Here is a 25,414-nt window from a genome sequence, read left to right as displayed (position 1 = left end):
GGTTCGCCGGGAGCCGACATCCCCGCCGTACCGGCAGGCGCGTTGAAGTCGGCCCGTGCCCGCCCAGCGGGCAAGACCGGTGCCACTTCCGGCCTGACTTCCGTCAGCTTGTTCTGCAGCATGTAGTCGTTCATTTCGCGCCAGCCGTTGAAGATGGCCGCCTTGGACATGTGCGGATTGAAGGTGTAGCAGTCTTCCAAGGCCCGTCCGGCCTGCCGGCATGCCCCTCCGATCGCGCGGCCTTCGGCTTCTTTTCTGGCCTCGATTTGGGAGACGGGCTGCAGGCCGAGGTAGTCGCAGCCGGCGAGGGCCAGCAGGGCGCCTGTAGCCAAGATGCAGCGCCATGCACGCAGTTGTCGGCTGGCGGGGGCGAAGGCGGAAGCGGGGAAAAAGTGTCTGGAGCTCATGGTCCGTTTATCGGATGCTTTCGGGCAGAACTGAAGGGCGAGCTCAACTTATGTCGCGCCGTGCCGATATTTGCCGCATGACCGGCCATATTCCCACTCACCTGCCGCGAGACGGGGCGCCCGGCGACCTGACCCAGGGCGACCTCGAGGCGCTCGGGCGGTCGCTACTGTTTCGGGGCTGCCCGGCTGAAGTGCTCGATCGCGTCGGGCGCTTCGCATTCGTCACGCACCTGCCGCACGGGGCCATCTTGCTCCAGCCCGGCGAATCCAACCGCTACGTTTACGTGCTGGTCGAAGGGCAATTGGCGGCATTCCTCGATCCCGGCCTGGCCAAGCGCGTGGCGCGCTTCGTTCCGGGAGATGCCTTGGGCGAGCATGCGCTGGTCGGGCCGGACGGCGGCACGACCTACGTCGTCGCCCAGTGGCCGTCGAGGCTGGTGGCGCTCGATGCAGGGCCATTGCGGGAGATCATGGAGGTGGCTCCGCGCATTGCCCTCAATGCCCTCGATATGCTGGGCGCAAGGTTGCGAGCAGCCAATCTCCGGCATGATCCGCGGGAAGCGGCGAACATCGATTTCATGGCGAGCCGGGATGCCGTCACGGGCGTCCACAACCGGCGCTGGATGGAATCGGCGTTCGCCGCCGAGATCGCGCGCTGCAGCCAGGCAGGCGAACCCTCGTGCGTCGCGCTCATCGACGTCGATGGCTTCGACCGGCTGAACCAGGCGTTGGGGCGCGCCGCTGGCGATGCTATCCTGCGCCAGTTGGCCGATTTGACAAGAAATCTGCTGCCTTCCCTGGACATGCTGGCGCGCGTGTCGGCAGACCGCTTCGCTCTGTGGGTTCCCGCCTCGCTTGCCGATGCGGTCTCGCTGTGCGAGCGACTCCGCGCGCATGTCGGCGGACGCCAGTTCCCGCTGCGCGGGAACATGGGGACGCAGATCACTTTGTCGATCGGGGTGGCTCAGGCCCAGGGGAGTCTCGATGCGACGCTCGCCAAGGCGCAGGCGGCATTGGATCGCGCCAAGGAACGCGGACGGAACACCGTGGAGCCCCCGCCGGCCTGAGCGTTTTTCAACGTCGTGCCGAAGGAGTGCTGCATGGATGGCCTGAGTACCGAGTTCGACAGTCTGCTCCCCCCCTTGAGCTTGAACAGGCGGGGGTTCCTCACCACGTCGCTGGCCGGCGGCTTTGCGTTGGCGGCCGGTCCCGTGATGGCCCAGACGGCGATACGCACCGACACCGCAGGGCTGGTCGCGGGCGAGGTGAAGATCCCGGTGCGGGACGGAGGGATCCCCGCCTATCGCGCGGCGCCGGCCGGCAAGAAGAACGTCCCGGTCATCCTGGTAGTGCAGGAAATCTTCGGGGTGCACGAATACATCAAGGATGTCTGCCGGCGCTGGGCCAAGGCTGGCTACATGGCGGTGGCGCCAGAGCTGTACGCCCGGCAGGGCGATCCCTCCAAGTACACGGAGATCGCGAAGCTCCAGGCCGAACTCGTTAGCAAGGTACCGGACGAGCAGGTGCTGGCCGACCTCGATGCGACGGCCCGGTGGGCGGGCGCCCATGGCGGCAGTCGCACGCGCCTGGGCATTACCGGCTTCTGTTGGGGTGGGCGCATCGTCTGGCTGTATGCCGCGCACAACCCTGCGGTCAAGGCCGGGGTGGCGTGGTACGGGCGCCTGGTCGGGCAGCCCACGCCGCTGCAGCCGCGCAACCCGGTCGACGTGGCGGCGCAATTGAAGGCGCCGGTACTCGGCTTGTACGGCGGCGAGGATGCCGGCATTCCCGTCCCCACCATCAATGCCATGAAAGAGGCTTTGTCCAAGGGCGGCCCGGCTGCGCGCGAGTCGACCTTCGTGCTGTTTCGTAATGCGCCGCACGCTTTCCATGCCGATTACCGCCCCAGCTACCGCGAGGCAGAGGCCAAGGAAGGGTGGAGCCTGGCGCAAGACTGGTTCGCGCGGCACCTGTGAGCCCGACGTCGATGGCCGCGGCGCCGCCCGCGGCGGCTTCGCGGCCGCTATGGCTGGTGCTCGACGCATGCGTGCTGATGTCGAGCATACTGCGGCCGCTTTTGTTGGAGATGGCCGAAGCGGGGTGGTTTCGCCCAGTCTGGAGCGAGCGCATCGGCCTCGAATGGCGTCGCAACGCGTCGCGCATCTGGGGTGTTCCGCCGGAGGCGCTCGAGGCCGAATGGCTGGCCATGTGCCGCCGGTTTCCCGAGGCGGATCCCGGCGACGTGTCAGCCTATGAGGCCGGCCTTCGGTATAGCGATCCCAAAGACCGGCACGTCGTCGCCGCCGGCCTTGCCAGCCGCGCCCGCTCCGGGCTCCAGGTCGCGCCCGAAGTACGGGTGCTGACTTGGAACCTCAAGGACTTCAATCGTTCGGAACTGCGGCGACAAGGCCTTACCGTCTGGGATCCGGACCGACAGTTCGCGGCCTGGGCGAGCGAGGACCGCCTGCGCCTGCTCGCCTCGCTGGCCACGGTGCCCCGCCATGCGCGGGCGCTGGGGCGCGAAGAGCCGGTGCGCGTCACGTTGAAGCGCGAACGCCTGTTCCGTACGGGCAGGCTCCTCGCCGGCGAGCTCGGGATGGAAAACTAAAAACCGGGAAGTTACGTATACTTGCGTTTCTGCAACTGAGTTTCACGAGCTTGCCGTGACCTTAACCTATATTCTGCTCGCCACGGTAGCGAGCGGAGTCCTGTCGGTGATCGTCGCCGGCTGGCTGGCCTTTCGCTATTTCGCGCGCTTTCTCCACCAGATGATCAGTTTTTCGGTGGGGATCATGCTCTCGGTCGCGTTGCTCCACACCTTGCCCGAGGCCTTCGATTCGGACGCCGACACGCGCGTGTTGTTCGCGCTGTTGCTGATCGGCCTGCTCGGGTTTTTCGTGCTCGAGAAACTGGCCGTCCTGCGCCACAACCACCATCACGAACACGACGGACACGGGCATCCGCCGGGCCATGACGCCCATGAAGCGGGGCGGGGCGGGCTGGCGGTGCTCTTGGGCGACGGCCTGCACAACTTTTGCGACGGCATCGTGATCGCCGCGGCCTTCCTGGCCGACCCCATGCTGGGGCTATTGACGACCCTGACCATCGCCGTGCACGAAATTCCGCAGGAGCTTGGCGACTTTATCGTCCTCGTCAATGCCGGCTTTTCCCGCCAGCGGGCATTGGCTTTCAACGCCCTGTCGAGTCTCATGGCCATCGCGGGGGGCGTGGTCGGCTACTACCTGCTCGCCGACTCCAAGCCCTGGCTGCCGTATGTGCTGACCCTAGCCGCGAGCAGCTTCGTCTATATCGCCGTGGCAGACCTGATGCCGCAGATGCAGCGGCGCACGACGCTGCGCGAAAGCCTGCCCCAATTTGCATTGATCGCGGCGGGCGTGGTGATCGTCCACTTGCTGTACTCAGCGTTCCACCACGTTCCGGGGAACGGACACGCCCATGACTTGTCGCCGGTGCATGCGCAGGAGGCGCAGCGCGCTCCACGCTGATTGGCGGCTTTATTCGGGCGCAGACTGCGCCGTCGAGTCGGAAGAAGGTGGTTCCGAGCCGGGTGCCGGTTCGCCGCGGCCCTCGACGATGTAGGCCGCGGCCGCCACCAAGTGGCTGTTGATGCGGCGCAGGTCGCGCAACGCATCCAGGTGCAGTGCACTGGTTTCGGTGGTATCGATGCGCCTGCTACGCAGGCGCTCGAAATGGGCGCGCGTGGCCTTCGCCTCTAGGTCGCGGAAGGCGTCTTCTTCGGCCGCCAGGACGCGTGCGGCGCGCGGGTCGGCAGTCACGAACAGCGACGCCGCCAAGCGCAGGTTGGTCTCCAGGCGGCCGTGCATCTCGTCCAACTCCCTCCGGCCTTCCGGCGAGAAGCTGAGGCCGCGCTGGTTGAGCTTGCCGATCTCATTCAGCAGATTCTTGTCGAGGACGTCCCCGGCGTGCTCCAGGTTCGTGATGAAGGTAAGGATTTCGTTCGCGCGCTGGCGGTCCTCGGCGGTGAGTTCTTCTTGGTCCAGGTTGGCGACGTAGGTCTTGATGGCCCCGTTCAGGCGGTCGAGGACGTCATCCAGCCGCCGGGCTTCGGCGATGCGCTTGCGGTCGGCCGTGGCCAGCGCTTCGCGCGCGTGGTGCAGCATGGTCTGCAGCGTATCGGCCATGCGCAGGGCTTCCCGCGCCGCGTTGCCCAGCGCGACGACGGGCAGGGCGCGTGCGGCGCTGTCCAGGTACATGGGGCGGCCGGGATCCGTCTTGGAAGGGTCGGACGGCAGCCAGCGCTGCAGCAAGGCGGCGTAGGGCGTGAGCAGTGGCAGGAAGGCCGCGGCGAGCGCGAGGTTGAATATGGTGTGGAAGTTGGCGACGGCGCGTGCGTTGTCGCCAGTGAATGCCACCATCCAAGGGTGGATGTGGTGTAGCAGTGCCAACCCGACCAGGACGCCGACGACGCGGTTGAGGAAATTGCCCAGCGGAAGCCGACGCGCCGGCGCATCGTCCCGGGCCGATCCTTCGAGCAGGGGATTGATCGCCGTGCCGAGATTGGCGCCCAGCACCATCGCGAGCGCGCTGTCCATGGGAAGCAGTTCTTGCGCCGCGAACGACATGATGAGCAGCAGCACGGCGACGCTCGAGTGTGCCGCCCAGGCTAGGACTGCGGCCAGCAGGATGGCGAGGCCGGGGTGGCCGGACAGGGCCCCGAGTGCTGTCCATAGTTCAGGTAGCTCCCGGTACGGTGCGAGCTCGGCGAGCAGCAGGTGCAGCGCGAGCAGCAGCAGGCCCAGGCCAATGAGCACGCGCCCGGAATCGCGTATGTGGGTGGCATTGTCGCGGCGGAACATGACGACCCCGACGAGCACGAGGACGGGAGCGATCCGGGCGATGTCGAACGAAAGCACCTGGACGATGAGTGTCGTGCCCACATTGGCGCCTAGCATGGCGGCGAGCGCCGGCACCAGTTTCACCAGGCCGTTCGCCGCAAAGCCTGCGACGATGAGTCCGGTGGCCGTGCTGCTCTGGAGAATGGCGGTGACGCCGAGGCCGGCGAAGAATGCGGAGATGCGGTTGCCCAGGGCGACCCCGAGCATCATGCGCAGGCGCGGGCCGAACGCACGCTGGATGCCTGTCTGCACCAGGTAGATGCCCCAAAGGAGCAGCGCTACGTAACCTGCGATGTCGAATAGAGTGAGATAAGGGTTCATTGCCATGCCGTCCCGCGGGAAGCCGCTTCGCCTCGTCGCCGCGTGCGGCGATCCGCAGGCGGATGCCGGCGTGCGGCACGCCGCGCTATTGCATGTGCCAGCCGTGGCTGACGACGAAAGATTGCCCGGTGAAGGCGGCCGTCGGGAATGTGGCGAGGAAGAGCACGGTTTGCGCGACGTCCTGCAGCGTCGTGAACTCGCCATCCACGGTCTGGCCGAGCATGACCTTCTTGATCACTTCTTCCTCGCTAATGCCCAATTCCCGCGCTTGCTCGGGAATTTGTTTTTCGACCAGCGGCGTGCGCACGAACCCCGGGCAGACGACGTGCGAGCGCACATTGTGGGGCGCCCCTTCCTTGGCCAAGACCTTCGCCAGGCCGAGCAGCCCGTGCTTGGCGGCAACATAGGCTGACTTGAGCGGAGATGCCTCATGCGAATGCACGGACCCGGTATAGATCACGATGCCGCCCCGATCGTTCCGGTACATGTGCCTGAGCGCGGCCTTGGTGGTCAGGAACGCGCCGTCCAGATGGATGGATAGGACCTTCCTCCAGTCGGCGTAGGCGAACTGGTCAATGGGGCTGACGATTTGGATGCCGGCATTGGATACGAGGATGTCCACGCTGCCCAGGGTGTTCACGACGAGCTGGGTGCCTTGCTCCACGGCAGCTTCGTCGGTCACGTCGAAGTCCAGGGCCATCGCCTGGCAACCCTTGATCTTGAGCTCCTCGGCGGCCGCCTGGGCCGCTTGGAGATTGATGTCCGCGATGGCGACGGCGGCGCCGGACGCGGCTAGGGTGCTGGCGATTTCCTTGCCGATGCCGCTTGCGGCACCGGTGACGAGGGCGACTTTTCCGTGAAGCTGCATGTGGAGTCCTTGCAGGGGGTTGGAGGGAGCGCTCAGGACATGAGCGCCGAAGCCAGGAGCTGGTAGCTTCGGATCCGGTCCTGGTGGTTGTGGATCATCGTGTTGACCATGACCTCGTCGGCCGAGGTGGCGCGCGCCAGCGCGCCGATCGATTCGGCAAGCGCTTCGGGCGTGCCGATGTGGATGCGCGTGCGGTTGTATTGCCGCAGCGCCTCTTCGTCGGGCTCGTACCGATAGGCCAGGGCTTCTTCCACGCTGGGCAGCGGGTAGCGCGTGCGCCCCGTGCGCGTGCGCATCATGCTGAGGTCGGCAGTGGCGGCCAGCCTTTCGGCCTCCTCGGCGGTCGGCGCGCAGATGGCCGATACGGCCAGTATGGCCCGGGGTTCGTGGCCGAAGGGGGAAGCGCGGAACTCCTCTCGGTAAAGCCGCATGGCGGTGTAGACGTTCTCCGGCACGATGTGGTGCGCGTAGGCGAAACCGAAGCCGTTGGCAGCGGCGACGCGGGCGCCGTAAAGGCTGGAACCGAGGATCCAGATGGGCGGGCACGGCACCCCTACCGGCGTTGCCCGGACCCGCGAGTGCGGGTGATCCGCCGGCATGGCGTCCTTGAGGTAGCCGATCAGGTCGGATAGTTGGGCAGGGAAGTTGTCGGCATCGGCGTGGCCGCGCCGCAGCGCGCTTGCGGTGACGGGGTCCGTGCCCGGCGCCCGGCCGAGCCCGAGGTCGATGCGGCCGGGAAACATTGCCTCGAGCACGCGGAAGGTCTCGGCGACCTTGAGGGGGCTGTGGTTCGGCAGCATGACTCCGCCTGAACCCACCCGCAGCCGGGAGGTCGCTCCCGCGACGCGGGCGATCAGCAGTTCCGGCGTCGAGCAGGCCAGCATGCCGGTGTTGTGGTGCTCCGCAAGCCAATATCGATGGTAGCCGGCGGCTTCGGCATGGCGCGCCAGGTCGACACTGTTCGCAAGGGCGTCGCTGGGGGTAAAGCCCGAGGGGATGGGGCTCAGGTCGAGAACGGACAGCTTCAGGGGCATGGCGGAAACGGCAAATGGGATGCCTCAAGTGTGAACCCGGCTGCGCTTTGCTGCAAGCCGGCCTCCTCGATGCGCCCTGGGGCGCTGCGCCACGCGTGCCGCGGCGGGCGGCTCAGGCCTTGCGCTGCGCTTCCCGTAGCGTGCGCCACGTGGAGGTCAGGCCGGCCGCGGCAATCAACAGCATGCCCAGCCACGCGAGCGCATCCGGCTGGTCATTCCAGAAGAGATAGCCGAGCAGGATGGAGAATGGAATGGTGCTGTATTGGAGCACGGAAGACAGCGCGGCGGAACCACGGCTGAAGGCGCGGGTCATGGCGAACTGGCCGAAAAGGCCGCACAGCCCCACTCCGAGGAGCGTGAGCCAGCCATAAGGCGTCAGGCTTTTCCAGCCGGTCAGCATGGTTGCGAGTCCGCCCGTCAGGCAGGACGAGAGGGCGAAGAACAACACGATGCGCCATTCCGGTTCGCCGGCCCGGCCCAGCGAGCGCACCTGCATGACGGCGATGGCGGTCAGGCTGCCCGCGGCCAGCCCCGCAAACGCGGCAAGCCATTGGGACTGGTCGACGGTGGGCCGCAGGATGGCGATGACCCCGATGAAGCCGACGACGACTGCCACGGTGCGTAGCCGGTCGGTCATGTCGCGTTCGCGGACGTTCATCCACCCCGCGATGAAGAGCGGTGAGGTGTAGTTCAGCGTGACGGCCGTCGCCAGCGGGAGGTGCCCCATGGCGAAGAAAGACAGCCAGATGGACCCGGAGCCCGCGATATTGCGCATGACGTGCAGCCGCCACGTGGGAGAAATGATGGGGCGCCGGGTGGCCAGCGCCCAGGCCAGGATGCCGACCGCCGTCGGGATGCCGCGGAAAAGAATGATCTGGCCCAGGGAGGCTTGCTCGGATGCGAATTTCACGAACATGGCCATGATCGCGAACATCAGCGAGGCGAACAGCATCCAGAGGGCTTGCATGGACAGGGCAGAGTGGGCTAGGGAGGCCCGATTGTAGCGAGGGTGCGTCGGGATTGGCCTTGAAACCGCTGTCCCGGCTACCATATAGCCCTTGCCGGGAAACGGGTATTGCCGACTCCCCACCTGCGCTGCGGCGGGCGGGGGGAACTTCCGACGCCCGTTGCCGTCTCAGTCGGCGCCGCGCGGGGCGGTTCCCGGTCAGCCGAGGAGGCTCATCGTCTCCTGGCCCACAACACAATCAAACCAAGGTATTCGGAGTTTCCAGCCCTCATGAAACGCATCGTGCTCTTTTTGGCGACCAACATCGCGGTCATGCTGGTATTGACCGCGACTCTCAGCATTCTCGGTGTCAACCGGTTCCTGACTGCCAACGGCCTCGATATCCAGATGCTGGCGATTTTCTCGCTGATCGTCGGCTTTACCGGGTCCACCATTTCGCTGCTCATGAGCAAGCCGATGGCCATATGGAGCACGGGCGCCCGGGTCATTGATCCGAACGCACCGCGCACCGCGGAGGAACAGTGGCTAGTAGACACCGTCCACCAGCTTGCCGATCGCGCGGGCATCGGCCGCCCCGACGTGGCGATTTACGAGGGCGAACCCAATGCCTTTGCAACGGGCGCGTTCAAGAACGATGCGTTGGTGGCCGTATCCACCGGGCTGCTCCGGAGCATGACCGAAGAGGAAGTCAGCGCCGTGTTGGGGCACGAGGTCGCCCACATCGCCAATGGCGACATGGTGACGCTTTCGCTGATCCAGGGGGTGGTGAATACCTTCGTCGTTTTCTTCGCGCGCGTGGTGGGATACGTCGTCGACCGCATCGTGTTGAAGAACGAGCGCGGCGGGGGCATCGGTTATTTCGCCACGGTCATCGTGTGCGAGCTCGTGTTCGGCATCCTTGCCTCCATGATCGTGGCTTGGTTCTCGCGCCAGCGCGAATATCGCGCGGACGCCGGGTCGGCGTATCTGCTCGGTTCGCGCACGCCCATGATCCACGCCCTCACCAGGCTGGCCGGAATGCAGCCCGGAAACCTTCCGAAGACGTTCGAATCGGCCGGCATTATCGGCGGCGGCCAGGGGCTGCGCGCGCTCTTCGCGACCCATCCCCCCATCGAGGACCGGATTCGCGCCCTAATGGCGGCAGGCGGGAAGCGGTAATTCCCCCGCCGGAAAATCGAGGACGCGGCGCCTGGCGCCGCCTGTGAAAATACGAAATGGCCTCGCCGTACGGCGAGGCCATTTTCGTTTGCACGTTGGGAAAATCCGCTCATTACAGCTTCTTTCCCGGCGGGGCTAAGCGCCCCGTCCTTAGCGCCCCGTCTTCAGGCGCAGGTCGTTCCTGACGTTTTGCACGCCTTCCACGCCGCGCGCGACTTCCACCGCGCGGGCAGCTTGGGCCTGGGAATCGACGAAGCCGGACAACTGCACGGTCCCGCGGAAAGTTTCCACGTTGACGTCGGCGGCGCTGACGTCCTTCGCCGCAAGCAGCGCGGCTTTCACTTTCGCGGTAATCGCGGCGTCGCTCGTATATTCACCCGCAGATTGCTGGGTGCGGGTCGACGTGCAGGCGCCCATGACAGCGGTGGAACCGATAATGCCGGCGATAAGCAGGGTACGGATGATCATGGTTTTTCTCCTTGCGTGTTGGTTATCTTCTAAAAACGCCGCTCAAGAGCGACAGGACGGCAAGCACAATGAAAATGAAGAACAAGATCTTGGCGATAGAGGCTGCACCGGCCGCGATGCCGCCGAAACCCAATACCGCCGCGATGATGGCGATGATGAAAAATACGACTGCGTAATGCAGCATGATTGCCCTCCCGTCGTTTCTTGCCGTTGGCGAGGTCCGGGTCAGCAAAAAAAGGACCCGGGGCTTATGGTCAAGCTAACCGCCGGGCGCGCCTGCCACAAGGCACCGGTGTATGGATTTGTAATTTCTCGCCCCAGGCCCAGGCGTGTGTACTTATTGCTTCGTCCGCAGGCAAACAAAAAGCGCCCGCAAGGGGCGCTTTAAAAATGAGATGGGCAGCAAGTTACGTTTTAAATACTTTCGGGCTCGTTCATCACTTTCCGATACCACTCATGGAAATGCTGCATGCCGTCTTCCATGGGCGATTGATAAGGCCCGGCTTCGTCGGCACCGCGTTCCATTAGCGCACGGCGGCCTTTGTCCATGCGTTCGGCGATTTCGTCGTCTTCGACGGCGGTTTCCATGTAGGCGGCCTGCTGCGCTTCCACGAATTCGCGTTCGAAATGGACGATTTCCTCGGGATAATAAAACTCGACGATATTGACGGTTTCCTGCGGCCCTTTTGGATACAGCGTCGACAAAACCAGGGTGTGCGGGTAGATCTCGATCATGTGGGTCGGGAAATGCGTGACCCAGATCGCGCCGAATTCCGGCGTGCTGCCGTTGCGATAGGCAAGCAGGGCGTCGTGCCAGCGCTGGTACACGGGTGACCCGGGATGGGCCAGCGCATTGTGCACGCCGACGCGCTGCAGGCTGTAGTACTCGCCGAACTCCCAGGTCAGGTCGTCGCAGGTGACGAAGCGGCCCAGTCCGGGATGGAAGGGGCCGACGTGGTAGTCCTCGAGATAGACCTCAATGAAAGTTTTCCAGTTGTAGTTGCACTGGTGGACTTCCACGCGGTCGAGCACGTAATCGCTGAAGTCGAACTCGGGACGCCCGAGCAGGGGCGCGAGTTCGGTGGCGACATTGCGGTTGCCGTGGCGCGGGGCTTCGAACAGCGAGCCGTTCCATTCCTGGAGCGGGAAGCGTTGCAGGTCCAGCCCCGGCGTTTCGCTGAACAGCGGCGCGCCGATGAGCTTGCCGTGGGCGTCGTAGGTCCAGCGATGCAGCGGGCATACGATGTGGCCCGGGCGCCCGAGGTTGCCGGCGCAATGCGCCGCTTCCTTCGTTTCGCCGGGGGCATGCTTGCCCAGCATGAGCGCCTGCCTGTGACGGCAGACGTTGGACAACAGCTCGATGCCGCCCTGGTTGCGCACCAGCACGCGGCCGTCGTTTTCCTGGATCAGGGTACGGTAGTCTCCAATCTCGGGAACGCTTTTCTCGTGCCCGACGTAAAGGGGAGACTGGCCAAAAATCACTTGCAGTTCGCGCTCGTAGCGCGCTTTATCGAAATAGGCACTGACTGGGAGCTGCGCTCGGCTCGCCGTCACATGCGCCACGCGACCGATATCGGTCATGACTTCCCTCCGCGAGAGTTGTGAAGCCAATACCCCACAGTGCGACACCGCCCCTTACGCGACCTGGAGCGGCACGGGAACGTCACAAGCTGGTACTGGCGCGAAGAAAATGATCTGCCCGATCAAAGCCGGCTATTGTACCCCGGACGGGGGGATAAGTCCCCGCGGGCACTGGGGGCAGTGCGGGGCCAGTCGCCGCGATCCCGTACAATGCCAGGTTCGGTGCCGTGTGTTGAGAAGGAGGCGTGATTGGCCGAGAAGCAAGTGAATGTGCCGGAAGCGGACAAGGGCGCCGCGGCGGAGGCCTTGCCTCAGGATTTCGAAACCGCGCTCAGCGAACTCGAGGCTTTGGTGGCGAAGATGGAAGACGGCGCCATGCCTCTCGAACAATCCCTAGCGGCGTATCGGCGGGGCGTCGAGCTGGTGCGGGTTTGCCAAGACCGCCTGGCGCGCGCCGAGCAGCAGGTGAAAGTGCTCGAGGGCGAATTGCTCCGCCCGCTCGACGAGGCCGGGGATTGAGTCGATGACCGCCTGCGATGACGGATTTCCCGCGTGGATGGCGGCTTGCGGCGAGCGCGCGGAACAGGCGCTCGCGCGCTGCTTGCCCGACGAGAGCGTCGCGCCCAACACCCTCCACCGGGCCATGCGGTACGCCGTGCTGGGCGGCGGCAAGCGCGTGCGCCCCATGCTGACCTACGCGGCGGGCGAGGCCTGTGGCGCAAGCGGGCCGGCGGGCGAGGCCGCACTCGATGCGGCGGCCGCGGCGGTGGAATTGATACACGCCTATTCCCTCGTCCATGACGACATGCCCTGCATGGATGACGATGCCATGCGCCGGGGCAGGCCGTCCGTGCACGTCGAATTCGGCGAGGCGACCGCCCTGCTGGTGGGCGACGCGCTGCAGGCGCTGGCATTCGACGTGCTGGCAGCCATGCCGGTGGCGCCCGGCTTGACGGTGCAGGCCGTACAGGCGTTGGCTGCGGCTGCCGGCAGCCGCGGCATGGCGGGCGGGCAAGCCATCGATCTGGCAAGCGTGGGCAAGAGCTTGAACCGCGACGAACTCGAGGCCATGCATCGCATGAAGACGGGCGCGTTGCTGCGTGCCAGCGCGGCGCTGGGCGGCATTGTCGTGGGGGCGAGCTCTGCCCAGCGCGCAGCCCTCGACGGCTATGCGCAGGCCGTGGGGCTGGCCTTCCAGGTGGTCGACGATATTCTCGATGTCACTGCCGATTCGGCGCGCCTGGGCAAGACGGCCGGCAAGGATGCGGCCGCCGACAAGCCCACCTATGTATCCATCCTGGGCCTGGAAGAGGCCCGGGCGCTGGCGGAGCGCCTGCGCCTGGCCGCGCACGAGGCGATCGCGCCACTTGGGCCGGGGGCCGCACGCTTGGCGGCGCTGGCCGACTTCATCGTCTTGCGCGATCGCTGAACGGAGATTCCGCACATGCCAACGAAATTGCTGGACCGCATCGACTCTCCGGCCGACCTGAAGAAACTGGACCGATGCCAGCTTCCGGCCCTGGCGGACGAGTTGCGGGCCTTCGTGCTCGAGTCCGTCTCCCGCACGGGCGGCCACCTTTCGTCCAATCTCGGCACGGTGGAGTTGACGCTGGCCCTGCATTACGTGTTCGATACGCCGCATGACCGCATCGTCTGGGATGTCGGACACCAGACCTACGCCCACAAGATTCTGACGGGCCGCCGCGCGGGCATGGCCACGCTGCGCCAGATGGGCGGCATGTCGGGCTTTCCGCGCCGCAGCGAGTCCGAGTATGACGCCTTCGGCACGGCGCATTCCTCGACCTCCATCTCTGCCGCGCTCGGCATGGCGGTGGCGGCGCGCAACGCCGGCATCCAACGCAAACACATCGCGGTCATCGGCGACGGCGCGATGTCCGCCGGCATGGCCTTCGAGGCGCTCAACAACGGCGGCGTCATGCCGGACATCGACCTGTTGGTCATCCTGAACGACAACGACATGTCGATCTCGCCGCCGGTCGGGGCGCTGAACCGCTACCTGGCGCGCCTGATGTCCGGGAAGTTTTATGCCGCCGCGCGCAACGTGGGCAAGGCGGTCCTGTCGCATGTGCCACCCGTGCTCGAGTTCGCGCGCCGGATCGAGGAACATGCCAAGGGCATGGTGACGCCGGCCACCATGTTCGAAGAGCTGGGCTTCAACTACGTGGGCCCCATCGACGGCCACGATCTCGATTCGCTGATCCCGACGCTGCAGAACATGCGCAAGCTGACGGGGCCGCGCTTTCTGCACGTAGTCACCCGCAAGGGGCGAGGCTACAAGCTGGCCGAAGCGGATCCGGTGCTCTACCACGGCCCGGGTAAGTTCGACCCGGCGGTCGGCATCGCCGCACCCGCTACGCCGCCCCGCAAGACGTTCACGCAGGTGTTCGGAGAATGGCTGTGTGACCAGGCGGCCGCCGACTCACGATTGATCGGCATTACCCCGGCCATGCGCGAAGGTAGCGGTTTGGTGGAGTTCGAGCAACGTTACCCCGATCGCTATTTCGACGTCGGCATCGCCGAGCAGCATGCGGTGACATTCGCCGCCGGGCTGGCGTGCGAGGGGCTCAAGCCGGTGGTCGCGATCTATTCGACTTTTCTGCAGCGCGGCTATGACCAGATGATCCACGACGTGGCGCTGCAGAACCTGGACGTGACGTTCGCGCTCGATCGCGCGGGCCTGGTTGGGGCGGACGGCGCCACGCATGCCGGCAATTACGATATTGCCTTCGTGCGCTGCATCCCCAATATGGTCGTGGCCACGCCTTCGGATGAAGCGGAGTGCAGGCTACTGCTTTCGACGTGTTATGCCTATCCGGGCCCGGCCACCGTCCGCTATCCGCGCGGCGCGGGAAGGGGCGTCGTCCCGGCGCCCGGGCTGGACACCGTGCCGCTGGGCAAGGGGGTCGTGCGTCGGGAAAGCGGACGCCTTGGAGCAGGAAAGCCGGGCATCGCCATCCTCGCATTCGGCACCCTGGCCGTTCCCGCCTTGAAGGCGGGCGAAGCCTTGGATGCCACCGTGGCCGACATGCGCTTTGTCAAGCCCATCGACCGCGAGCTCATCCTGGACCTGGCAAGCCGGCATGCGGCGCTGGTCACGGTGGAAGAGGGCTGCATCATGGGCGGCGCAGGCAGCGCCGTCTGCGAGACGCTGAACGAGGCCGGCGTATGCCTCCCCGTGCTACAGCTCGGCTTGCCCGACCGCTTCATCGACCATGGCGATCAGGCGGCGCTGCTGGCCGGGCTGGGATTGGACGCCGCCGGCATCGAGGAATCGATACGCACGCGTTTTCCCGAATGGGCAAAATGAGCTCGACCAGGGTTAGCCCGGTATTTCCATCTGTCCGACAAGCGCAAAATTACTTTTGCTGAAGCGCTTTGCGAAGCGTTGCAGCGAGCTTGGGAATACTTGATGTAAAACCGGTAGATATAACCTGCTGTCGTGGGGAGTATGCGTCAATGCCCGCACCACTGAGATCCCCCAATCCATCGGCGCCGTTGGCCACCCTGCGCGAGATCCTAGGCTACAACGTCCGCGCGTTTCGGGTCGCCCAGAAGATGTCGCAGGAGCAACTCGGGTTCGCCGCCCATCTCGACCGGACGTTCGTCAGTCAGGTCGAGCGGGCGCGCGTCAATATTTCGGTGGACAACATCGAAAAGCTGGCCAAGGCGCTGGATCTCGATCCCGCTCTTTTGTTCAAGCGGCCCACGCTTTGAACGGATGCGGCACGGCCGTCCGGGCCGTGCCTTCGAGGGCGGGACGTGCATACGCGCGTAGAGGGCTTAGTCCCGGAAGTTCTCGAATCCGAGAGGCAAATCCGTCACTTCCTTTCTTAGCATGGCGATCGTCGCCTGCAAGTCGTCGCGCTTGGCGCCTTGCACGCGGACGGTGTCGCCCTGGATGCTTGCCTGGACCTTTAATTTGCTGTTCTTGACCAACGCAACGATTTTCTTCGCGGCGTCCTGCGGTACGCCGTTGCGCACCGTCAGCACCTGCTTGACCTTGTCGCCGCCGATCTTCTCTATCTTGCCGTGGTCGAGGAAGCGCACGTCTACATTGCGCTTGGCCATCTTGTTCAGCAGGACGTCGCGCACCTGGTTGAGTTGGAACTCACTATCGGCATACGCGACCAATTCTTTTTCGCTTTGCTCTACCCTGGCGTCCGAACCTTTGAAGTCGAAGCGGGTGCCGATTTCTTTGTTGGTCTGTTCTACCGCATTGCGCAGTTCCACCTGGTTGGGTTTGCAGACGACATCGAATGTAGGCATGGATATGGCTCCGTGGGAGGCGGCCCGCAGGCCGGTCGATGGGATAGGAAGAATTGTAGTCAAGTAAGATGGCGGGGCTGCGGGAACCCGTCCCGCCCCGATAGGTTTTCCGGTGATTCGATTGGCTGATTCCGATACCCGTTCTTCTTTGCCCGCCCCCGGCGCCTGCGATCTGTCCTCGCTCAATACCTTCGCGCTCGAAAGCCTCGCTCCTGCCTGCGTCTCATTGCACGACGAGGCCGACCTGCCGCGGTTGGCGACGCTGGCCAAGCGCTACGACGCGCTCCTGGTGTTGGGGGGGGGGAGCAACGTCGTGCTGCCGCCCAAAGTCCGCGGGCTGGTCGCCCGGGTGGCGCTGCGGGGCGTGCGCCTGGCAGGCGAAGACGCGCGGATGCGCATCGTCGAGGCCGCGGCCGGCGAGTCCTGGCACGGGCTCGTGGCGCATTGCGTCGAGCAAGGCTGGGGAGGGTTGGAGAACCTGGCCTTGATCCCGGGCACGGTGGGCGCAGCGCCTGTGCAGAACATCGGCGCCTATGGCGTGGAGTTGTGCGAGCGCTTCGCCGGGTTGCGCGCGTACGACTTGCTGCGGGAGGAATGGGTGGACATGGATGCCTCCCAGTGTGGATTCGGCTACCGCGACAGCGTGTTCAAGCGCGAGCCCGGCCGTTGGGTCATCGCCTCCGTGCGGGTGACGCTGCCCAAGCCGTGGCGGCCCGTGCTCGAGTATCCGGACCTGCAGCGCCATCCCCGCCTGGTGGGCGCGCCGTCGCCGCGCGACGTTTTCGAAGCCGTGTGCGAGATCCGGCGCGCCAAGCTGCCCGATCCAGCGGTACTGGGCAATGCCGGCAGTTTCTTCAAGAATCCGGTGGTGCCGGCTGCACAGTACGAGGCCTTGCGCGCGCGCTTCCCCGGGCTGGTGGGGTACCCCCAGGCCAATGGCGGCTACAAGCTCGCCGCCGGCTGGCTAATCGACCAGTGCGGCTGGAAAGGGCGGCGTCTGGGCCCGGTGGGGGTCCACGAACGGCAGGCGCTGGTGCTGGTGAACCATGGCGGGGCGCGGGCCGCCGACGTGCTGGCCCTGGCCGAGGCCATCCGCCGTGATGTGGAAAACCGGTACGGCGTGGTCCTGGAGCCGGAACCGGTCGTCGTGCCGGGCGCCTCGGAGCGCACGTAGCGCCGCGCTAGGCGGCCTTGCGCGTGCGCACGTACCGTTCAATGAATCGCAGCAGCAGCGCCTGGGCTTCGGGCGTGGGGCGCATGTGTGCTTTCAAGGTGTCCAGGTCGAAGCCTTCTTCTTTCAGCCGGTCGGCGTAATGCGCAAGATAGGTGGCCATGATCTCGGTGCAGAACTCCGGATGGAACTGCGTGGACAGCACGCCGTCGCCATACTGCACGATCTGGTGGGCGTCGTGGTCCGAGCGGGCGAGCACGGTGGCGCCGGGCGGCAATTCGACCACGGTCTGCTGGTGGATGAGCTGGGCGGGAAAGTGGCTGGGTAATCCAGCCGTCAGCGGGGCGTTGCAGGCCGGCTCCAGCAATTCGATGTCCCGAGTGCCGACTTCGCGTCCGCGCGGATGGTAGTCGACCCGCCCGCCCAGCGCGTGGGCCAACAATTGGTGGCCGTAGCAAATGCCGTAGATGGGCAGCTTCTCGTCGACCGCCTGTCGCACCCAGGCGGCGGCCCGTTCGCTCCAAGGCGCGCGTTCGGTCACCATGGCGGGCGAGCCCGTGATGATGGCTGCGCGGTAGCTCGAAGGCGGGCGCAGGGCTTCGCCTCGGTAGACAGCGATGATTTCCGCTTCGTCCGGCCGCAGCCCCGCCGCCCGGCAGATCATGTGGCTGAAACTGCCGTGCCGGCCGGCAACCGGTGCGGGAGGCACGCCGGTTTCGATAATGGCTACGGGCGGTGCGGCTTGCTCGGTCATGGCAAGAATGAATGTTGGGGCGGCAGGGGCAAAAACGAGATCGGCGACCCGTGGTCGCCGATCGTCCGTGTGGGCGCCCGTCAGGGGGCGGATGAGGCAAGCATTGCCACCGAACTCATCCGCGCTTGCGGCGAGCGTTTTCGGCAATCCGCATGCGCAGCGCGTTCAGCTTGATGAAACCGCCGGCATCGGCTTGGTCGTAGGCGCCGCCGTCGTCGTCGAAGGTTGCGATGGTCTGGTCGAACAGGGTGTCCTTGGAGTCGCGCGCCACCGTATAGACGTTGCCCTTGTACAGCTTCAGGCGCACCCACCCGTTGACCGACTGCTGGGTGTGGTCGATCAGCACCTGCAGCGCCTTGCGTTCCGGGCTCCACCAGTAGCCGTTGTAGATCAGGCTGGCGTAGCGCGGCATGAGGTCGTCCTTGAGGTGGGCGACTTCGCGGTCAAGCGTGATGGATTCGATCGCCCGGTGCGCGCGCAGCATGATCGTGCCTCCCGGGGTTTCGTAGCAGCCGCGGGACTTCATGCCGACGTAGCGGTTTTCCACCAGGTCGAGGCGGCCGATGCCGTGCTTGCCGCCGAGCTTGTTCAGTTCGGTGAGCACTTGGGCGGGCGTCATGCGCTTGCCATTCACGGCGACGATGTCGCCGCGCTCGAATTCGAGCTCCACGTATTCCGGGGCGTCGGGCGCGGCCTCCGGGGACACCGTCCAGCGCCACATCGACTCTTCCGCCTCGGCCTTCGGGTCTTCCAGGTGCCGGCCTTCGTAGCTGATGTGGAGCAGGTTGGCGTCCATGGAGTAGGGCGCGCCGCCTTGCTTGTGCTTCATCTCGATGGGAATGCCGGCCTTCTCGGCGTAGGCGAGCAGCTTCTCGCGAGAGAGCAGGTCCCATTCGCGCCACGGGGCGATGACTTTGATGCCCGGCTCGAGCGCGTAGTAGCCGAGTTCGAACCGGACCTGGTCGTTGCCCTTGCCGGTGGCGCCGTGCGAGACGGCGTCGGCCTTCACCTCGCGGGCGATCTCGATCTGGCGCTTGGCGATCAGTGGCCGCGCGATGGACGTGCCGAGCAGGTATTCGCCTTCGTAGATGGTGTTCGCGCGGAACATCGGGAAGACGAAGTCGCGCACGAACTCTTCGCGCAGATCTTCGATATAGATGTGTTCCGGCTTGATGCCAAACTTCAGTGCCTTGGTGCGAGCCGGTTCGAGTTCCTCACCCTGGCCGATGTCGGCGGTGAAGGTGACGACTTCGCACTGGTACGTATCCTGCAGCCATTTCAGGATGACGGATGTGTCAAGGCCGCCCGAGTAGGCTAGTACGACCTTCTTTACTTCGCTCATTGATGTTCCCAGGACATGGACGGCCCGCGTGTGGCGGTGCGGCTATTGGCCGGTCTAGGTCACCGGCTATGGAGGCGCCGCAAGGCGCCGCGCCATAACGCGGGATCGTGCAACCGCCCCCCGGCCTAACAAGGGCGATCGGCTATTGTAGCAAGGATGGCGGCCGGCACCATTTGCCGGGGGCCGTGCGCGGGAAATGGCCGGGCCACCGTTGCCGGCGCGCCACCATTTCCCACGCCTGGGTCTAAAGGCGTCCGAGCAGCAGGAATTCCATCAAGGCCTTTTGGACGTGCAGGCGGTTTTCCGCTTCGTCCCAAACCACGCTTTGCGGGCCGTCGATCACTTCGGCCGTGACTTCCTCGCCCCGGTGCGCGGGCAGGCAGTGCATGAAGATCGCGCTGGGATCGGCCACGGCCATCATTTCGCTATCGACGCACCAGTCGGCGAAGGCGGCCCGGCGTTCTTCGTTTTCCGCCTCGAAGCCCATGCTCGTCCACACGTCGGTGGTGACGAGGTGGGCGCCTGCGCAGGCTTGCATCGGGTCGGCGAACTGCTTGAGGCGCTCGGGGCTGACGACTCCCGCGCGCTCCGGCTCGAGCTCATAGCCGGGAGGCGTGGAGACGTGCAGATTGAAATCCAGCAGCTCGGCGGCCTGCAGCCACGTGTTGCACATGTTGTTGGAATCGCCCACCCAGGCAACCGTCTTGCCCTGGATGGGGCCACGGTGCTCGATGTAGGTAAAGATGTCGGCCAGGATCTGGCAGGGGTGGAATTCGTTGGTCAGGCCGTTGATGACTGGCACGCGCGAGTGTGCCGCAAACCGTTCGATCTTGGTTTGTTCGAAAGTGCGGATCATCACCAGGTCCACCATGCGGGAGATGACCTGGGCCGCGTCTTCGATCGGCTCGGCGCGGCCCAGCTGGGAATCGCCCGTGGTCAGGTGGATGACCGAGCCCCCCATTTGGTACATGCCTGCCTCGAACGAGACACGGGTACGCGTGCTGGCTTTCTCGAACACCATGGCGAGCGTGCGGTCGCTCAGGGTGAAGTGCGGTTCGTAGTTCTTGAACTTGCGCTTGATGAGCGCGGCGCGGTCGAACAGATACTCGATTTCCTCACGCGTGAAGTCGTTGAACTGCAGGAAGTGCCGCAACGGGGGAGGGGATTTCTTGGAGGTTTGTTCGGGTTGTGCGTTCATACGACGCCTCTGACAGGGAATCGCCGAATCAGCGTGCAGTGGCCGGCACCGCGCGGCTATCGACTCATCGGCTCGTTTCGCGGAAAGGATCAATGATACCCGAGGGAAGGGCGCCGGTCGCCGGTGACGCGCCGTCGCGTCCTGCGCGCCGCGTCCTTGGCTTGCAAGGAAAGTGGAGGAGGCCTGGGGCGATCAGTTACAATGCTCAGCTCTCATTTGCGGCGTAAACCGCCCCTCGTGCGCCTGCCATCGCTGACGTACGGGCGGCCCGATCAGGCATGCAACCGATCCGGCCGGAGATCTACCGGGTTCACGAGACCTCTTCACCGCGGATTTTCCGCCCACACATCGACGATGGCTGAAAGCGTCAGGCAGTTCATTATCCAGGGCATCACCCACAGCGGCAGCAAGTTTCGTCCCAGCGACTGGGCCGAGCGCCTGGCTGGCGTCATGTCGCCTTTTCGACCCAAGGGCAGCGTGGCGAGCCCCTATACCTATTCGCCCTATGTCGTGCCGACCTTCATCGACGGCGTCAAGTGCGTGGTGGTGGACGAGCGGCTGCGTGCGCTCGAGCCCCTGGCCTGGCAATTCGTGGTCGACTTCGCGCGGGACAACGACTTGCGGACCATGGAGGCCTGCCTGATTCCCGACGCGGCAGACAAGCCTTCCGATCCCGAGCGGGGCTGACCCCGCTCTTTTTTTGCCTTCTTCATGGCGAGGGGCTGGCTGATTGCCTTGGAAGGGGCGAACGAAAGCCTGCCCGTCAGTATCCCGACGGGCAGGCTTTGCTTTCATTTGCGCGGCCCGAAGGCCGCGGCGCCGATCCGGATTAGGCCAGCGCCTTGACGGCGGCGGCCAGGCGGCTCTTGTGGCGAGCGGCCTTGTTCTTGTGGATGATTTTCTTGTCGGCGACGCGGTCGATCACGCTGGTGGCCTTTTGCAGCACTTCCGTGGCGGCGGCTTTGTCGCCGGCCTCGATGGCTTGGCGCACACGCTTGATCGAGGTGCGCAGCATCGAGCGCAGGCTGGAATTGTGCTTGTTGCGGGCCACTGCTTGGCGGGCGCGCTTGCGTGCTTGGGCGGTATTAGCCATGGAAAATTCCGTATCGAGTAAGGCGAAGACACGTCTTGCACACGTTCGCGCTATACGTCGTTCGCGCGGGGAAGGAGCTTCGCAAAGCCAAAGACTATAGCCTTAAATGCCCGTAAAATCAAATGCGACGTGATTCGTCCATTGCTCAACACGTGCATCTGCAACACATCCGCGCGGTGCGCCGCGTAGAAGGTCATCCATGAATTTGCTGCGCGCCGCGGCCACTGTCAGCAGTTATACCTTATTGTCCCGGATTACCGGCCTGGTACGCGACATCCTCATCGCCCGGGCCTTTGGCGCCGGCAGCCTCACGGACGCTTTCTGGGTGGCGTTCCGCATTCCCAACCTGCTGCGGCGCCTGTTCGCAGAGGGCGCGTTTTCCCAGGCTTTCGTGCCCATCCTGGGCGAAGCCCGCGCCCGGCATGCTCCCGAAGACACCCGGCTGCTGCTGGACCGGGTCGCGTCCTTGCTGACCTTTACCCTGATGGTGGTCACGGCGCTAGGCGTCGTGGCAGCGCCGTGGGTGGTGAGCGCCGTCGGCAGCGGCTTGCGCGGGGCCGACCGCGCTGCCGACTTCCACTCTGCGGTCTGGATGACCCGGGTCATGTTCCCGTACATCCTGTGCATGTCGTTGGTCGCGTTCGCCTCGGGCGTCCTCAATACGTGGCGGCGTTTCGGCGTGCCGGCTTTCACGCCGGTGCTGCTGAATCTTTCCATGATCGCCGCCAGCCTGTGGCTCGCCCCGCGTTTTTCCGTGCCCATCCATGCCTTGGCAGTCGGCGTCATGGTGGGCGGTGTGGCGCAACTGGCGGTCCAGTTCGCGGCCTTGGCGCGCATCGGCTTATTTCCGCGCATAGGCCTGGGATTGCGTACCGCCTGGGCCGATCCCTATGTACGGCGCATCGTGCGGCAGATGCTGCCGGCCATCGTGGGGGTGTCGGTCGCGCAGCTTTCGCTGCTCATCAATACCAACATCGCGACCTGGCTGGCGCCGGGCAGCGTGACCTGGCTATCGTTCGCCGACCGGCTGATGGAATTCCCGACCGCGCTGTTGGGCATCGCGCTGAGCACCGTGCTGTTGCCCAGCCTCTCCCAGGCCCATGCGGCGGGGCGACCCGAGGAGTACAGCGCGCTGCTCGACTGGGGCCTGCGGCTCACGCTGCTGCTGGGGCTGCCGGCTTGCCTGGGGCTTGCGCTGATGTCCGAGGGGCTCGTCAGCACTTTGTTCCATTACGGCGCGTTCACGGCTGTCGACGTGGCCCAGACCCGGACTGCGGTCATCGCCTATGCGGTGGGGCTGATCGGGCTGTTGTCGGTGAAGATTCTCGCGCCCGGGTTTTACGCGCGGCAGGACATCCGCACGCCGGTCAAGATCGCGCTGGTCGTGCTGGTGGCGACGCAATGCCTGAACCTGGTATTCGTGCCCTGGCTGCAGCATGCCGGCCTGGCGCTTTCCATCGGCACGGGTGCTTGCATCAACGCGCTGGCCTTGCTCGTAGGGCTGCGCCGGCGCGGAGCGTACCGTCCTGCCGGCGGCTGGGCGGGGTTCCTGGTGCGGCTCGTCGTGGCGTTGGCCGCGATGGGAGCGGCGCTGTGGTTCATTGAACAGCAGATCGACTGGCTGGGCCTGCAGGCCCGCGCCTGGATGCGGGCTGCCTTGTTGCTGGCCGTGGTAGCCGGGTCGGCCGTTGTGTATTTCGGAGCCCTGTTCGCGCTCGGATTCAGGCCGCGCGATTTCCGTCGCCGGGTAGTGAGCGATTAGCGCGTGCCGCCCGGGCAGGGCCGGGGCGTCCGCCCGGGCGGCAACGCGTTCAGAGCAGCGGCACTAGCAGCAGTGCCACGATGTTGACGATCTTGATGAGCGGGTTCACCGCGGGGCCGGCCGTATCCTTGTAGGGGTCGCCGACCGTGTCGCCGGTCACGGCAGCCTTGTGGGCTTCCGATCCCTTGCCGCCGTGATTGCCTTCCTCGATGTATTTCTTGGCGTTGTCCCAGGCGCCGCCGCCCGTGCACATCGAGATGGCGACGAACAGGCCCGTGACGATGGCCCCCATCAGCATGCCGCCCACGGCCATCCGGGCCGCCTCGCCGCCCATCAGCAGGCCGATGACGATGGCCAGCACGATGGGCACCACGACGGGCAGGGCCGAAGGAATCATCATTTCCTTGATCGCGGCCTTGGTGAGCATGTCTACCGCCTTGCCGTATTCAGGCTTGCCGGTGCCTTCCATGATGCCTGGGATCTCCTTGAACTGGCGGCGAACCTCGACCACCACCGAGCCTGCCGCACGCCCGACGGCCTCCATTGCCATGGCGGCGAAGAGATAGGGGATGAGGCCGCCGATGAACAGGCCGATGATGACGGCCGGCTCCGCCAGCGAGAAGCCCACGCTCTTGCCGAGGTGGTCCAGCGCGTGGGTGAAGTCGGCAAACAGCACCAGCGCCGCCAGGCCCGCAGAGCCGATGGCATAGCCCTTGGTGACGGCTTTCGTGGTGTTACCCACGGCGTCGAGCGGGTCGGTGATATTTCGCACCGATTCGGGCATTTGTGCCATTTCGGCGATGCCGCCCGCATTGTCGGTGATGGGGCCGTAGGCATCCAGCGCGACGATGATGCCGGCCATCGACAGCATGGAGGTAGCGGCGACGGCGATGCCGTACAGGCCGGCCAGGGTATAAGCGGCGTAGATGGCCAGGCATACCAGGATGACCGGCGCGGCGGTCGACTTCATCGATACGGCCAGGCCGGCGATGATGTTGGTCCCGTGGCCCGTGGTGGAGGCTTGGGCGACCGAGCGCACCGGCTTGTATTCGGTGCCGGTGTAGTACTCGGTGATCCAGACGATGAGGCCGGTCAGCACCAGTCCGACCACGGTGCAACCGTACAGCCTGCCAAGGCTGCCGCCGTCGTCGAGGGGCGTTCCGCCGAACACCCATGCCGTGAGCGGGTAGAACACGACGAGCGCCAGGACGCCGGCGACGATGAGGCCGCGGTACAGGGCGCTCATGATGCGCTTGCCAGGGCTCGCCTTGACCGCCATGCAACCCAGGATGGACGCGATGATGGAGAACCCGCCGAGCACGAGCGGATAAATCACCGCCTCGAGCGGGGCGACCTCGATCATGAGCGAGCCCAGCAGCATGGTGGCGATGATGGTGACGGCATAGGTCTCGAAGAGGTCGGCTGCCATGCCTGCGCAGTCGCCCACGTTGTCGCCTACGTTGTCGGCGATCACGGCCGGGTTGCGCGGATCGTCTTCGGGGATGCCGGCTTCGACCTTGCCCACGAGGTCGGCGCCGACGTCCGCTCCCTTGGTGAAGATGCCGCCGCCGAGGCGGGCAAAGATGGAGATCAGGGACGAACCGAAGGCGAGGCCGATGAGCGGAAGCAGCCTGTCATGCAGCCCCTCGGCCCCGGAAAGATTGGTGGCGAGCAGGATCCAGAGCAGCACGGTGATGCCGGTCAGCCCGAGGCCGACTACCAGCATGCCGGTGATGGCGCCGCCGCGGAAGGCGACGGTCAAGGCCTGGTTGAGCCCGAGTGTCGCGGCTTGCGCCGTGCGCACGTTGGCGCGCACCGATACGTTCATGCCTATGAAGCCCGCTGCGCCGGACAGGATGGCGCCGACCGCGAAGCCCACCGCACACGCCCAGCCGAGGCCGGGAACGAGGCCGATGACGATGAACAGGATGACGCCGACGATCGCGATGGTGGAATATTGTCGGGCGAGATAGGCTTGCGCCCCCTGCTGGACCGCCGACGCGATTTCCACCATGCGGGTGTTCCCGCTCTCCTGCTTGAGGATCCAGAAAGTGGAAAACGCGCCGAATGCGACGGCCAAAAGGCCGCATACGAGCGCAAACAACAGACCGGTGGCCATGCAACTC

The 25,414-nt window shown here is 65.4% G+C and carries 26 protein-coding genes; 12 read left to right on the top strand and 14 right to left on the bottom strand.

The features are described from left to right. Positions 1-332: hypothetical protein (locus tag Q0319_RS01000; protein WP_299450280.1), on the bottom strand; the 332-nt coding region annotated here is incomplete at its 3' end. A 125-nt stretch (positions 333-457) separates the two neighbouring features. Between Q0319_RS01000 and Q0319_RS00995 the strand changes: the two genes are divergently transcribed. From Q0319_RS00995 to Q0319_RS00980, 4 genes are read left to right on the top strand one after another with little or no spacing between them, the layout of a single operon-like run. After that, a complete protein-coding gene (locus Q0319_RS00995) occupies positions 458-1,474 on the top strand; it encodes a GGDEF domain-containing protein (protein WP_299450278.1) in 1,017 nt (338 codons plus the stop codon). 33 nt (positions 1,475-1,507) lie between these two features. Next, complete coding sequence (locus tag Q0319_RS00990; protein WP_296466024.1) at positions 1,508-2,383, top strand: dienelactone hydrolase family protein; 876 nt, start codon at positions 1,508-1,510, stop codon at positions 2,381-2,383. Between the two features lie 11 nt (positions 2,384-2,394). Continuing rightward, the gene (locus Q0319_RS00985) at positions 2,395-3,015 is read left to right on the top strand and encodes a PIN domain-containing protein (protein WP_296466069.1); all 621 of its coding nucleotides are present in this window, start codon (positions 2,395-2,397) and stop codon (positions 3,013-3,015) included. Positions 3,016-3,070: 55 nt separating this feature from the next. Next, positions 3,071-3,913, top strand: a complete 843-nt coding sequence (locus tag Q0319_RS00980) for a ZIP family metal transporter (RefSeq protein ID WP_296466028.1) — start codon at positions 3,071-3,073, stop codon at positions 3,911-3,913. A 9-nt stretch (positions 3,914-3,922) separates the two neighbouring features. Here Q0319_RS00980 and Q0319_RS00975 read toward each other — a convergent pair whose 3' ends face one another. From Q0319_RS00975 to Q0319_RS00960, 4 genes are all read right to left on the bottom strand, one after another. Continuing rightward, the gene (locus tag Q0319_RS00975) at positions 3,923-5,605 is read right to left on the bottom strand and encodes a Na/Pi cotransporter family protein (protein ID WP_299450275.1); all 1,683 of its coding nucleotides are present in this window, start codon (positions 5,603-5,605) and stop codon (positions 3,923-3,925) included. Between the two features lie 85 nt (positions 5,606-5,690). Then, on the bottom strand, positions 5,691-6,473 hold the full coding sequence (locus Q0319_RS00970; protein ID WP_296466034.1) for a 3-hydroxybutyrate dehydrogenase: 783 nt from the start codon (positions 6,471-6,473) through the stop codon (positions 5,691-5,693). Positions 6,474-6,505: 32 nt separating this feature from the next. After that, positions 6,506-7,507, bottom strand: a complete 1,002-nt coding sequence (locus Q0319_RS00965) for an LLM class flavin-dependent oxidoreductase (RefSeq protein WP_296466037.1) — start codon at positions 7,505-7,507, stop codon at positions 6,506-6,508. A 112-nt stretch (positions 7,508-7,619) separates the two neighbouring features. Beyond that, a complete protein-coding gene (locus Q0319_RS00960) occupies positions 7,620-8,474 on the bottom strand; it encodes a DMT family transporter (protein ID WP_296466071.1) in 855 nt (284 codons plus the stop codon). A 270-nt stretch (positions 8,475-8,744) separates the two neighbouring features. Between Q0319_RS00960 and htpX the strand changes: the two genes are divergently transcribed. Continuing rightward, positions 8,745-9,632, top strand: coding sequence for a protease HtpX (gene htpX / locus Q0319_RS00955; protein WP_296466040.1), 888 nt, complete (start codon positions 8,745-8,747; stop codon positions 9,630-9,632). Positions 9,633-9,782: 150 nt separating this feature from the next. Here htpX and Q0319_RS00950 read toward each other — a convergent pair whose 3' ends face one another. From Q0319_RS00950 to Q0319_RS00940, 3 genes are all read right to left on the bottom strand, one after another. Then, complete coding sequence (locus Q0319_RS00950; protein ID WP_296466075.1) at positions 9,783-10,049, bottom strand: BON domain-containing protein; 267 nt, start codon at positions 10,047-10,049, stop codon at positions 9,783-9,785. Between the two features lie 73 nt (positions 10,050-10,122). Beyond that, complete coding sequence (locus Q0319_RS00945; RefSeq protein ID WP_296466046.1) at positions 10,123-10,284, bottom strand: DUF1328 domain-containing protein; 162 nt, start codon at positions 10,282-10,284, stop codon at positions 10,123-10,125. Between the two features lie 230 nt (positions 10,285-10,514). Further along, positions 10,515-11,681: an aromatic ring-hydroxylating dioxygenase subunit alpha gene (locus Q0319_RS00940; RefSeq protein WP_296466049.1), complete on the bottom strand. Its 1,167-nt coding sequence runs from the start codon at positions 11,679-11,681 to the stop codon at positions 10,515-10,517. A 264-nt stretch (positions 11,682-11,945) separates the two neighbouring features. On the opposite strand from Q0319_RS00940, the gene Q0319_RS00935 reads away from it, so the two are divergent. The 4 genes from Q0319_RS00935 to Q0319_RS00920 all read left to right on the top strand — a co-directional run bounded on the left by Q0319_RS00935 (position 11,946) and on the right by Q0319_RS00920 (position 15,416). Beyond that, positions 11,946-12,200 (top strand): exodeoxyribonuclease VII small subunit, encoded by a 255-nt coding sequence (locus Q0319_RS00935; protein ID WP_296466078.1) that lies wholly within the window; start codon positions 11,946-11,948, stop codon positions 12,198-12,200. A 4-nt stretch (positions 12,201-12,204) separates the two neighbouring features. Next, positions 12,205-13,110, top strand: coding sequence for a polyprenyl synthetase family protein (locus Q0319_RS00930; RefSeq protein WP_296466052.1), 906 nt, complete (start codon positions 12,205-12,207; stop codon positions 13,108-13,110). Between the two features lie 15 nt (positions 13,111-13,125). After that, positions 13,126-15,009 (top strand): 1-deoxy-D-xylulose-5-phosphate synthase, encoded by a 1,884-nt coding sequence (gene dxs, locus Q0319_RS00925; protein ID WP_296466054.1) that lies wholly within the window; start codon positions 13,126-13,128, stop codon positions 15,007-15,009. A 149-nt stretch (positions 15,010-15,158) separates the two neighbouring features. Then, entirely contained in the window at positions 15,159-15,416 is a 258-nt protein-coding gene (locus tag Q0319_RS00920) for a helix-turn-helix transcriptional regulator (RefSeq protein WP_296466057.1), read from the top strand. Positions 15,417-15,482: 66 nt separating this feature from the next. Here the strand turns inward: Q0319_RS00920 and Q0319_RS00915 are convergent, their stop codons facing one another. Next, positions 15,483-15,968, bottom strand: a complete 486-nt coding sequence (locus Q0319_RS00915) for a YajQ family cyclic di-GMP-binding protein (protein ID WP_296466060.1) — start codon at positions 15,966-15,968, stop codon at positions 15,483-15,485. A 121-nt stretch (positions 15,969-16,089) separates the two neighbouring features. Between Q0319_RS00915 and murB the strand changes: the two genes are divergently transcribed. Beyond that, entirely contained in the window at positions 16,090-17,142 is a 1,053-nt protein-coding gene (gene murB / locus Q0319_RS00910; protein WP_296466063.1) for a UDP-N-acetylmuramate dehydrogenase, read from the top strand. 7 nt (positions 17,143-17,149) lie between these two features. On the opposite strand, the gene Q0319_RS00905 is transcribed toward murB, so the two are convergent. The 3 genes from Q0319_RS00905 to argF form a co-directional block, all read right to left on the bottom strand. Next, positions 17,150-17,893, bottom strand: a complete 744-nt coding sequence (locus Q0319_RS00905) for a glutamine amidotransferase (RefSeq protein ID WP_296466066.1) — start codon at positions 17,891-17,893, stop codon at positions 17,150-17,152. Positions 17,894-18,008: 115 nt separating this feature from the next. After that, on the bottom strand, positions 18,009-19,235 hold the full coding sequence (locus Q0319_RS00900) for an argininosuccinate synthase (RefSeq protein WP_299450268.1): 1,227 nt from the start codon (positions 19,233-19,235) through the stop codon (positions 18,009-18,011). A 244-nt stretch (positions 19,236-19,479) separates the two neighbouring features. Continuing rightward, positions 19,480-20,433 (bottom strand): ornithine carbamoyltransferase, encoded by a 954-nt coding sequence (gene argF, locus Q0319_RS00895; protein ID WP_296470136.1) that lies wholly within the window; start codon positions 20,431-20,433, stop codon positions 19,480-19,482. Positions 20,434-20,787: 354 nt separating this feature from the next. Here argF and Q0319_RS00890 point away from each other — a divergent pair, with 354 nt between their 5' ends. Beyond that, a complete protein-coding gene (locus Q0319_RS00890; protein WP_296470134.1) occupies positions 20,788-21,120 on the top strand; it encodes a DUF3579 domain-containing protein in 333 nt (110 codons plus the stop codon). A 142-nt stretch (positions 21,121-21,262) separates the two neighbouring features. Here the strand turns inward: Q0319_RS00890 and rpsT are convergent, their stop codons facing one another. Next, on the bottom strand, positions 21,263-21,526 hold the full coding sequence (gene rpsT, locus Q0319_RS00885; protein WP_296470132.1) for a 30S ribosomal protein S20: 264 nt from the start codon (positions 21,524-21,526) through the stop codon (positions 21,263-21,265). 199 nt (positions 21,527-21,725) lie between these two features. Here rpsT and murJ point away from each other — a divergent pair, with 199 nt between their 5' ends. After that, the gene (gene murJ, locus Q0319_RS00880) at positions 21,726-23,288 is read left to right on the top strand and encodes a murein biosynthesis integral membrane protein MurJ (protein WP_296470131.1); all 1,563 of its coding nucleotides are present in this window, start codon (positions 21,726-21,728) and stop codon (positions 23,286-23,288) included. Between the two features lie 49 nt (positions 23,289-23,337). On the opposite strand, the gene Q0319_RS00875 is transcribed toward murJ, so the two are convergent. After that, positions 23,338-25,407, bottom strand: coding sequence for a sodium-translocating pyrophosphatase (locus Q0319_RS00875; RefSeq protein ID WP_299450267.1), 2,070 nt, complete (start codon positions 25,405-25,407; stop codon positions 23,338-23,340). Positions 25,408-25,414: the final 7 nt, after the last annotated feature.

The sequence above is a fragment of the uncultured Pigmentiphaga sp. genome, from assembly GCF_937950555.1.
Lineage (GTDB): Bacteria > Pseudomonadota > Gammaproteobacteria > Burkholderiales > Burkholderiaceae_B > Pigmentiphaga.
The sequence above is the reverse complement of the archived record's forward strand: the minus strand, read 5'-3'. Positions and strand labels throughout refer to the sequence as shown.

Excerpts from the sequence above, each read along its gene's own strand:
- Q0319_RS00995 (WP_299450278.1), top strand. The coding sequence starts at position 458 with ATGTCGCGCCGTGCCGATATTTGCCGCATGACCGGCCATATTCCCACT.
- Q0319_RS00990 (WP_296466024.1), top strand. The coding sequence starts at position 1,508 with ATGGATGGCCTGAGTACCGAGTTCGACAGTCTGCTCCCCCCCTTGAGC.
- Q0319_RS00985 (WP_296466069.1), top strand. The coding sequence starts at position 2,395 with ATGGCCGCGGCGCCGCCCGCGGCGGCTTCGCGGCCGCTATGGCTGGTG.
- Q0319_RS00975 (WP_299450275.1), bottom strand. The coding sequence starts at position 5,605 with ATGAACCCTTATCTCACTCTATTCGACATCGCAGGTTACGTAGCGCTG.
- Q0319_RS00970 (WP_296466034.1), bottom strand. The coding sequence starts at position 6,473 with ATGCAGCTTCACGGAAAAGTCGCCCTCGTCACCGGTGCCGCAAGCGGC.
- Q0319_RS00965 (WP_296466037.1), bottom strand. The coding sequence starts at position 7,507 with ATGCCCCTGAAGCTGTCCGTTCTCGACCTGAGCCCCATCCCCTCGGGC.
- Q0319_RS00960 (WP_296466071.1), bottom strand. The coding sequence starts at position 8,474 with ATGCAAGCCCTCTGGATGCTGTTCGCCTCGCTGATGTTCGCGATCATG.
- htpX (WP_296466040.1), top strand. The coding sequence starts at position 8,745 with ATGAAACGCATCGTGCTCTTTTTGGCGACCAACATCGCGGTCATGCTG.
- Q0319_RS00950 (WP_296466075.1), bottom strand. The coding sequence starts at position 10,049 with ATGGGCGCCTGCACGTCGACCCGCACCCAGCAATCTGCGGGTGAATAT.
- Q0319_RS00945 (WP_296466046.1), bottom strand. The coding sequence starts at position 10,284 with ATGCTGCATTACGCAGTCGTATTTTTCATCATCGCCATCATCGCGGCG.
- Q0319_RS00940 (WP_296466049.1), bottom strand. The coding sequence starts at position 11,681 with ATGACCGATATCGGTCGCGTGGCGCATGTGACGGCGAGCCGAGCGCAG.
- Q0319_RS00930 (WP_296466052.1), top strand. The coding sequence starts at position 12,205 with ATGACCGCCTGCGATGACGGATTTCCCGCGTGGATGGCGGCTTGCGGC.
- dxs (WP_296466054.1), top strand. The coding sequence starts at position 13,126 with ATGCCAACGAAATTGCTGGACCGCATCGACTCTCCGGCCGACCTGAAG.
- Q0319_RS00920 (WP_296466057.1), top strand. The coding sequence starts at position 15,159 with ATGCCCGCACCACTGAGATCCCCCAATCCATCGGCGCCGTTGGCCACC.
- Q0319_RS00915 (WP_296466060.1), bottom strand. The coding sequence starts at position 15,968 with ATGCCTACATTCGATGTCGTCTGCAAACCCAACCAGGTGGAACTGCGC.
- Q0319_RS00905 (WP_296466066.1), bottom strand. The coding sequence starts at position 17,893 with ATGACCGAGCAAGCCGCACCGCCCGTAGCCATTATCGAAACCGGCGTG.
- Q0319_RS00900 (WP_299450268.1), bottom strand. The coding sequence starts at position 19,235 with ATGAGCGAAGTAAAGAAGGTCGTACTAGCCTACTCGGGCGGCCTTGAC.
- argF (WP_296470136.1), bottom strand. The coding sequence starts at position 20,433 with ATGAACGCACAACCCGAACAAACCTCCAAGAAATCCCCTCCCCCGTTG.
- Q0319_RS00890 (WP_296470134.1), top strand. The coding sequence starts at position 20,788 with ATGGCTGAAAGCGTCAGGCAGTTCATTATCCAGGGCATCACCCACAGC.
- rpsT (WP_296470132.1), bottom strand. The coding sequence starts at position 21,526 with ATGGCTAATACCGCCCAAGCACGCAAGCGCGCCCGCCAAGCAGTGGCC.
- murJ (WP_296470131.1), top strand. The coding sequence starts at position 21,726 with ATGAATTTGCTGCGCGCCGCGGCCACTGTCAGCAGTTATACCTTATTG.
- Q0319_RS00875 (WP_299450267.1), bottom strand. The coding sequence starts at position 25,407 with ATGGCCACCGGTCTGTTGTTTGCGCTCGTATGCGGCCTTTTGGCCGTC.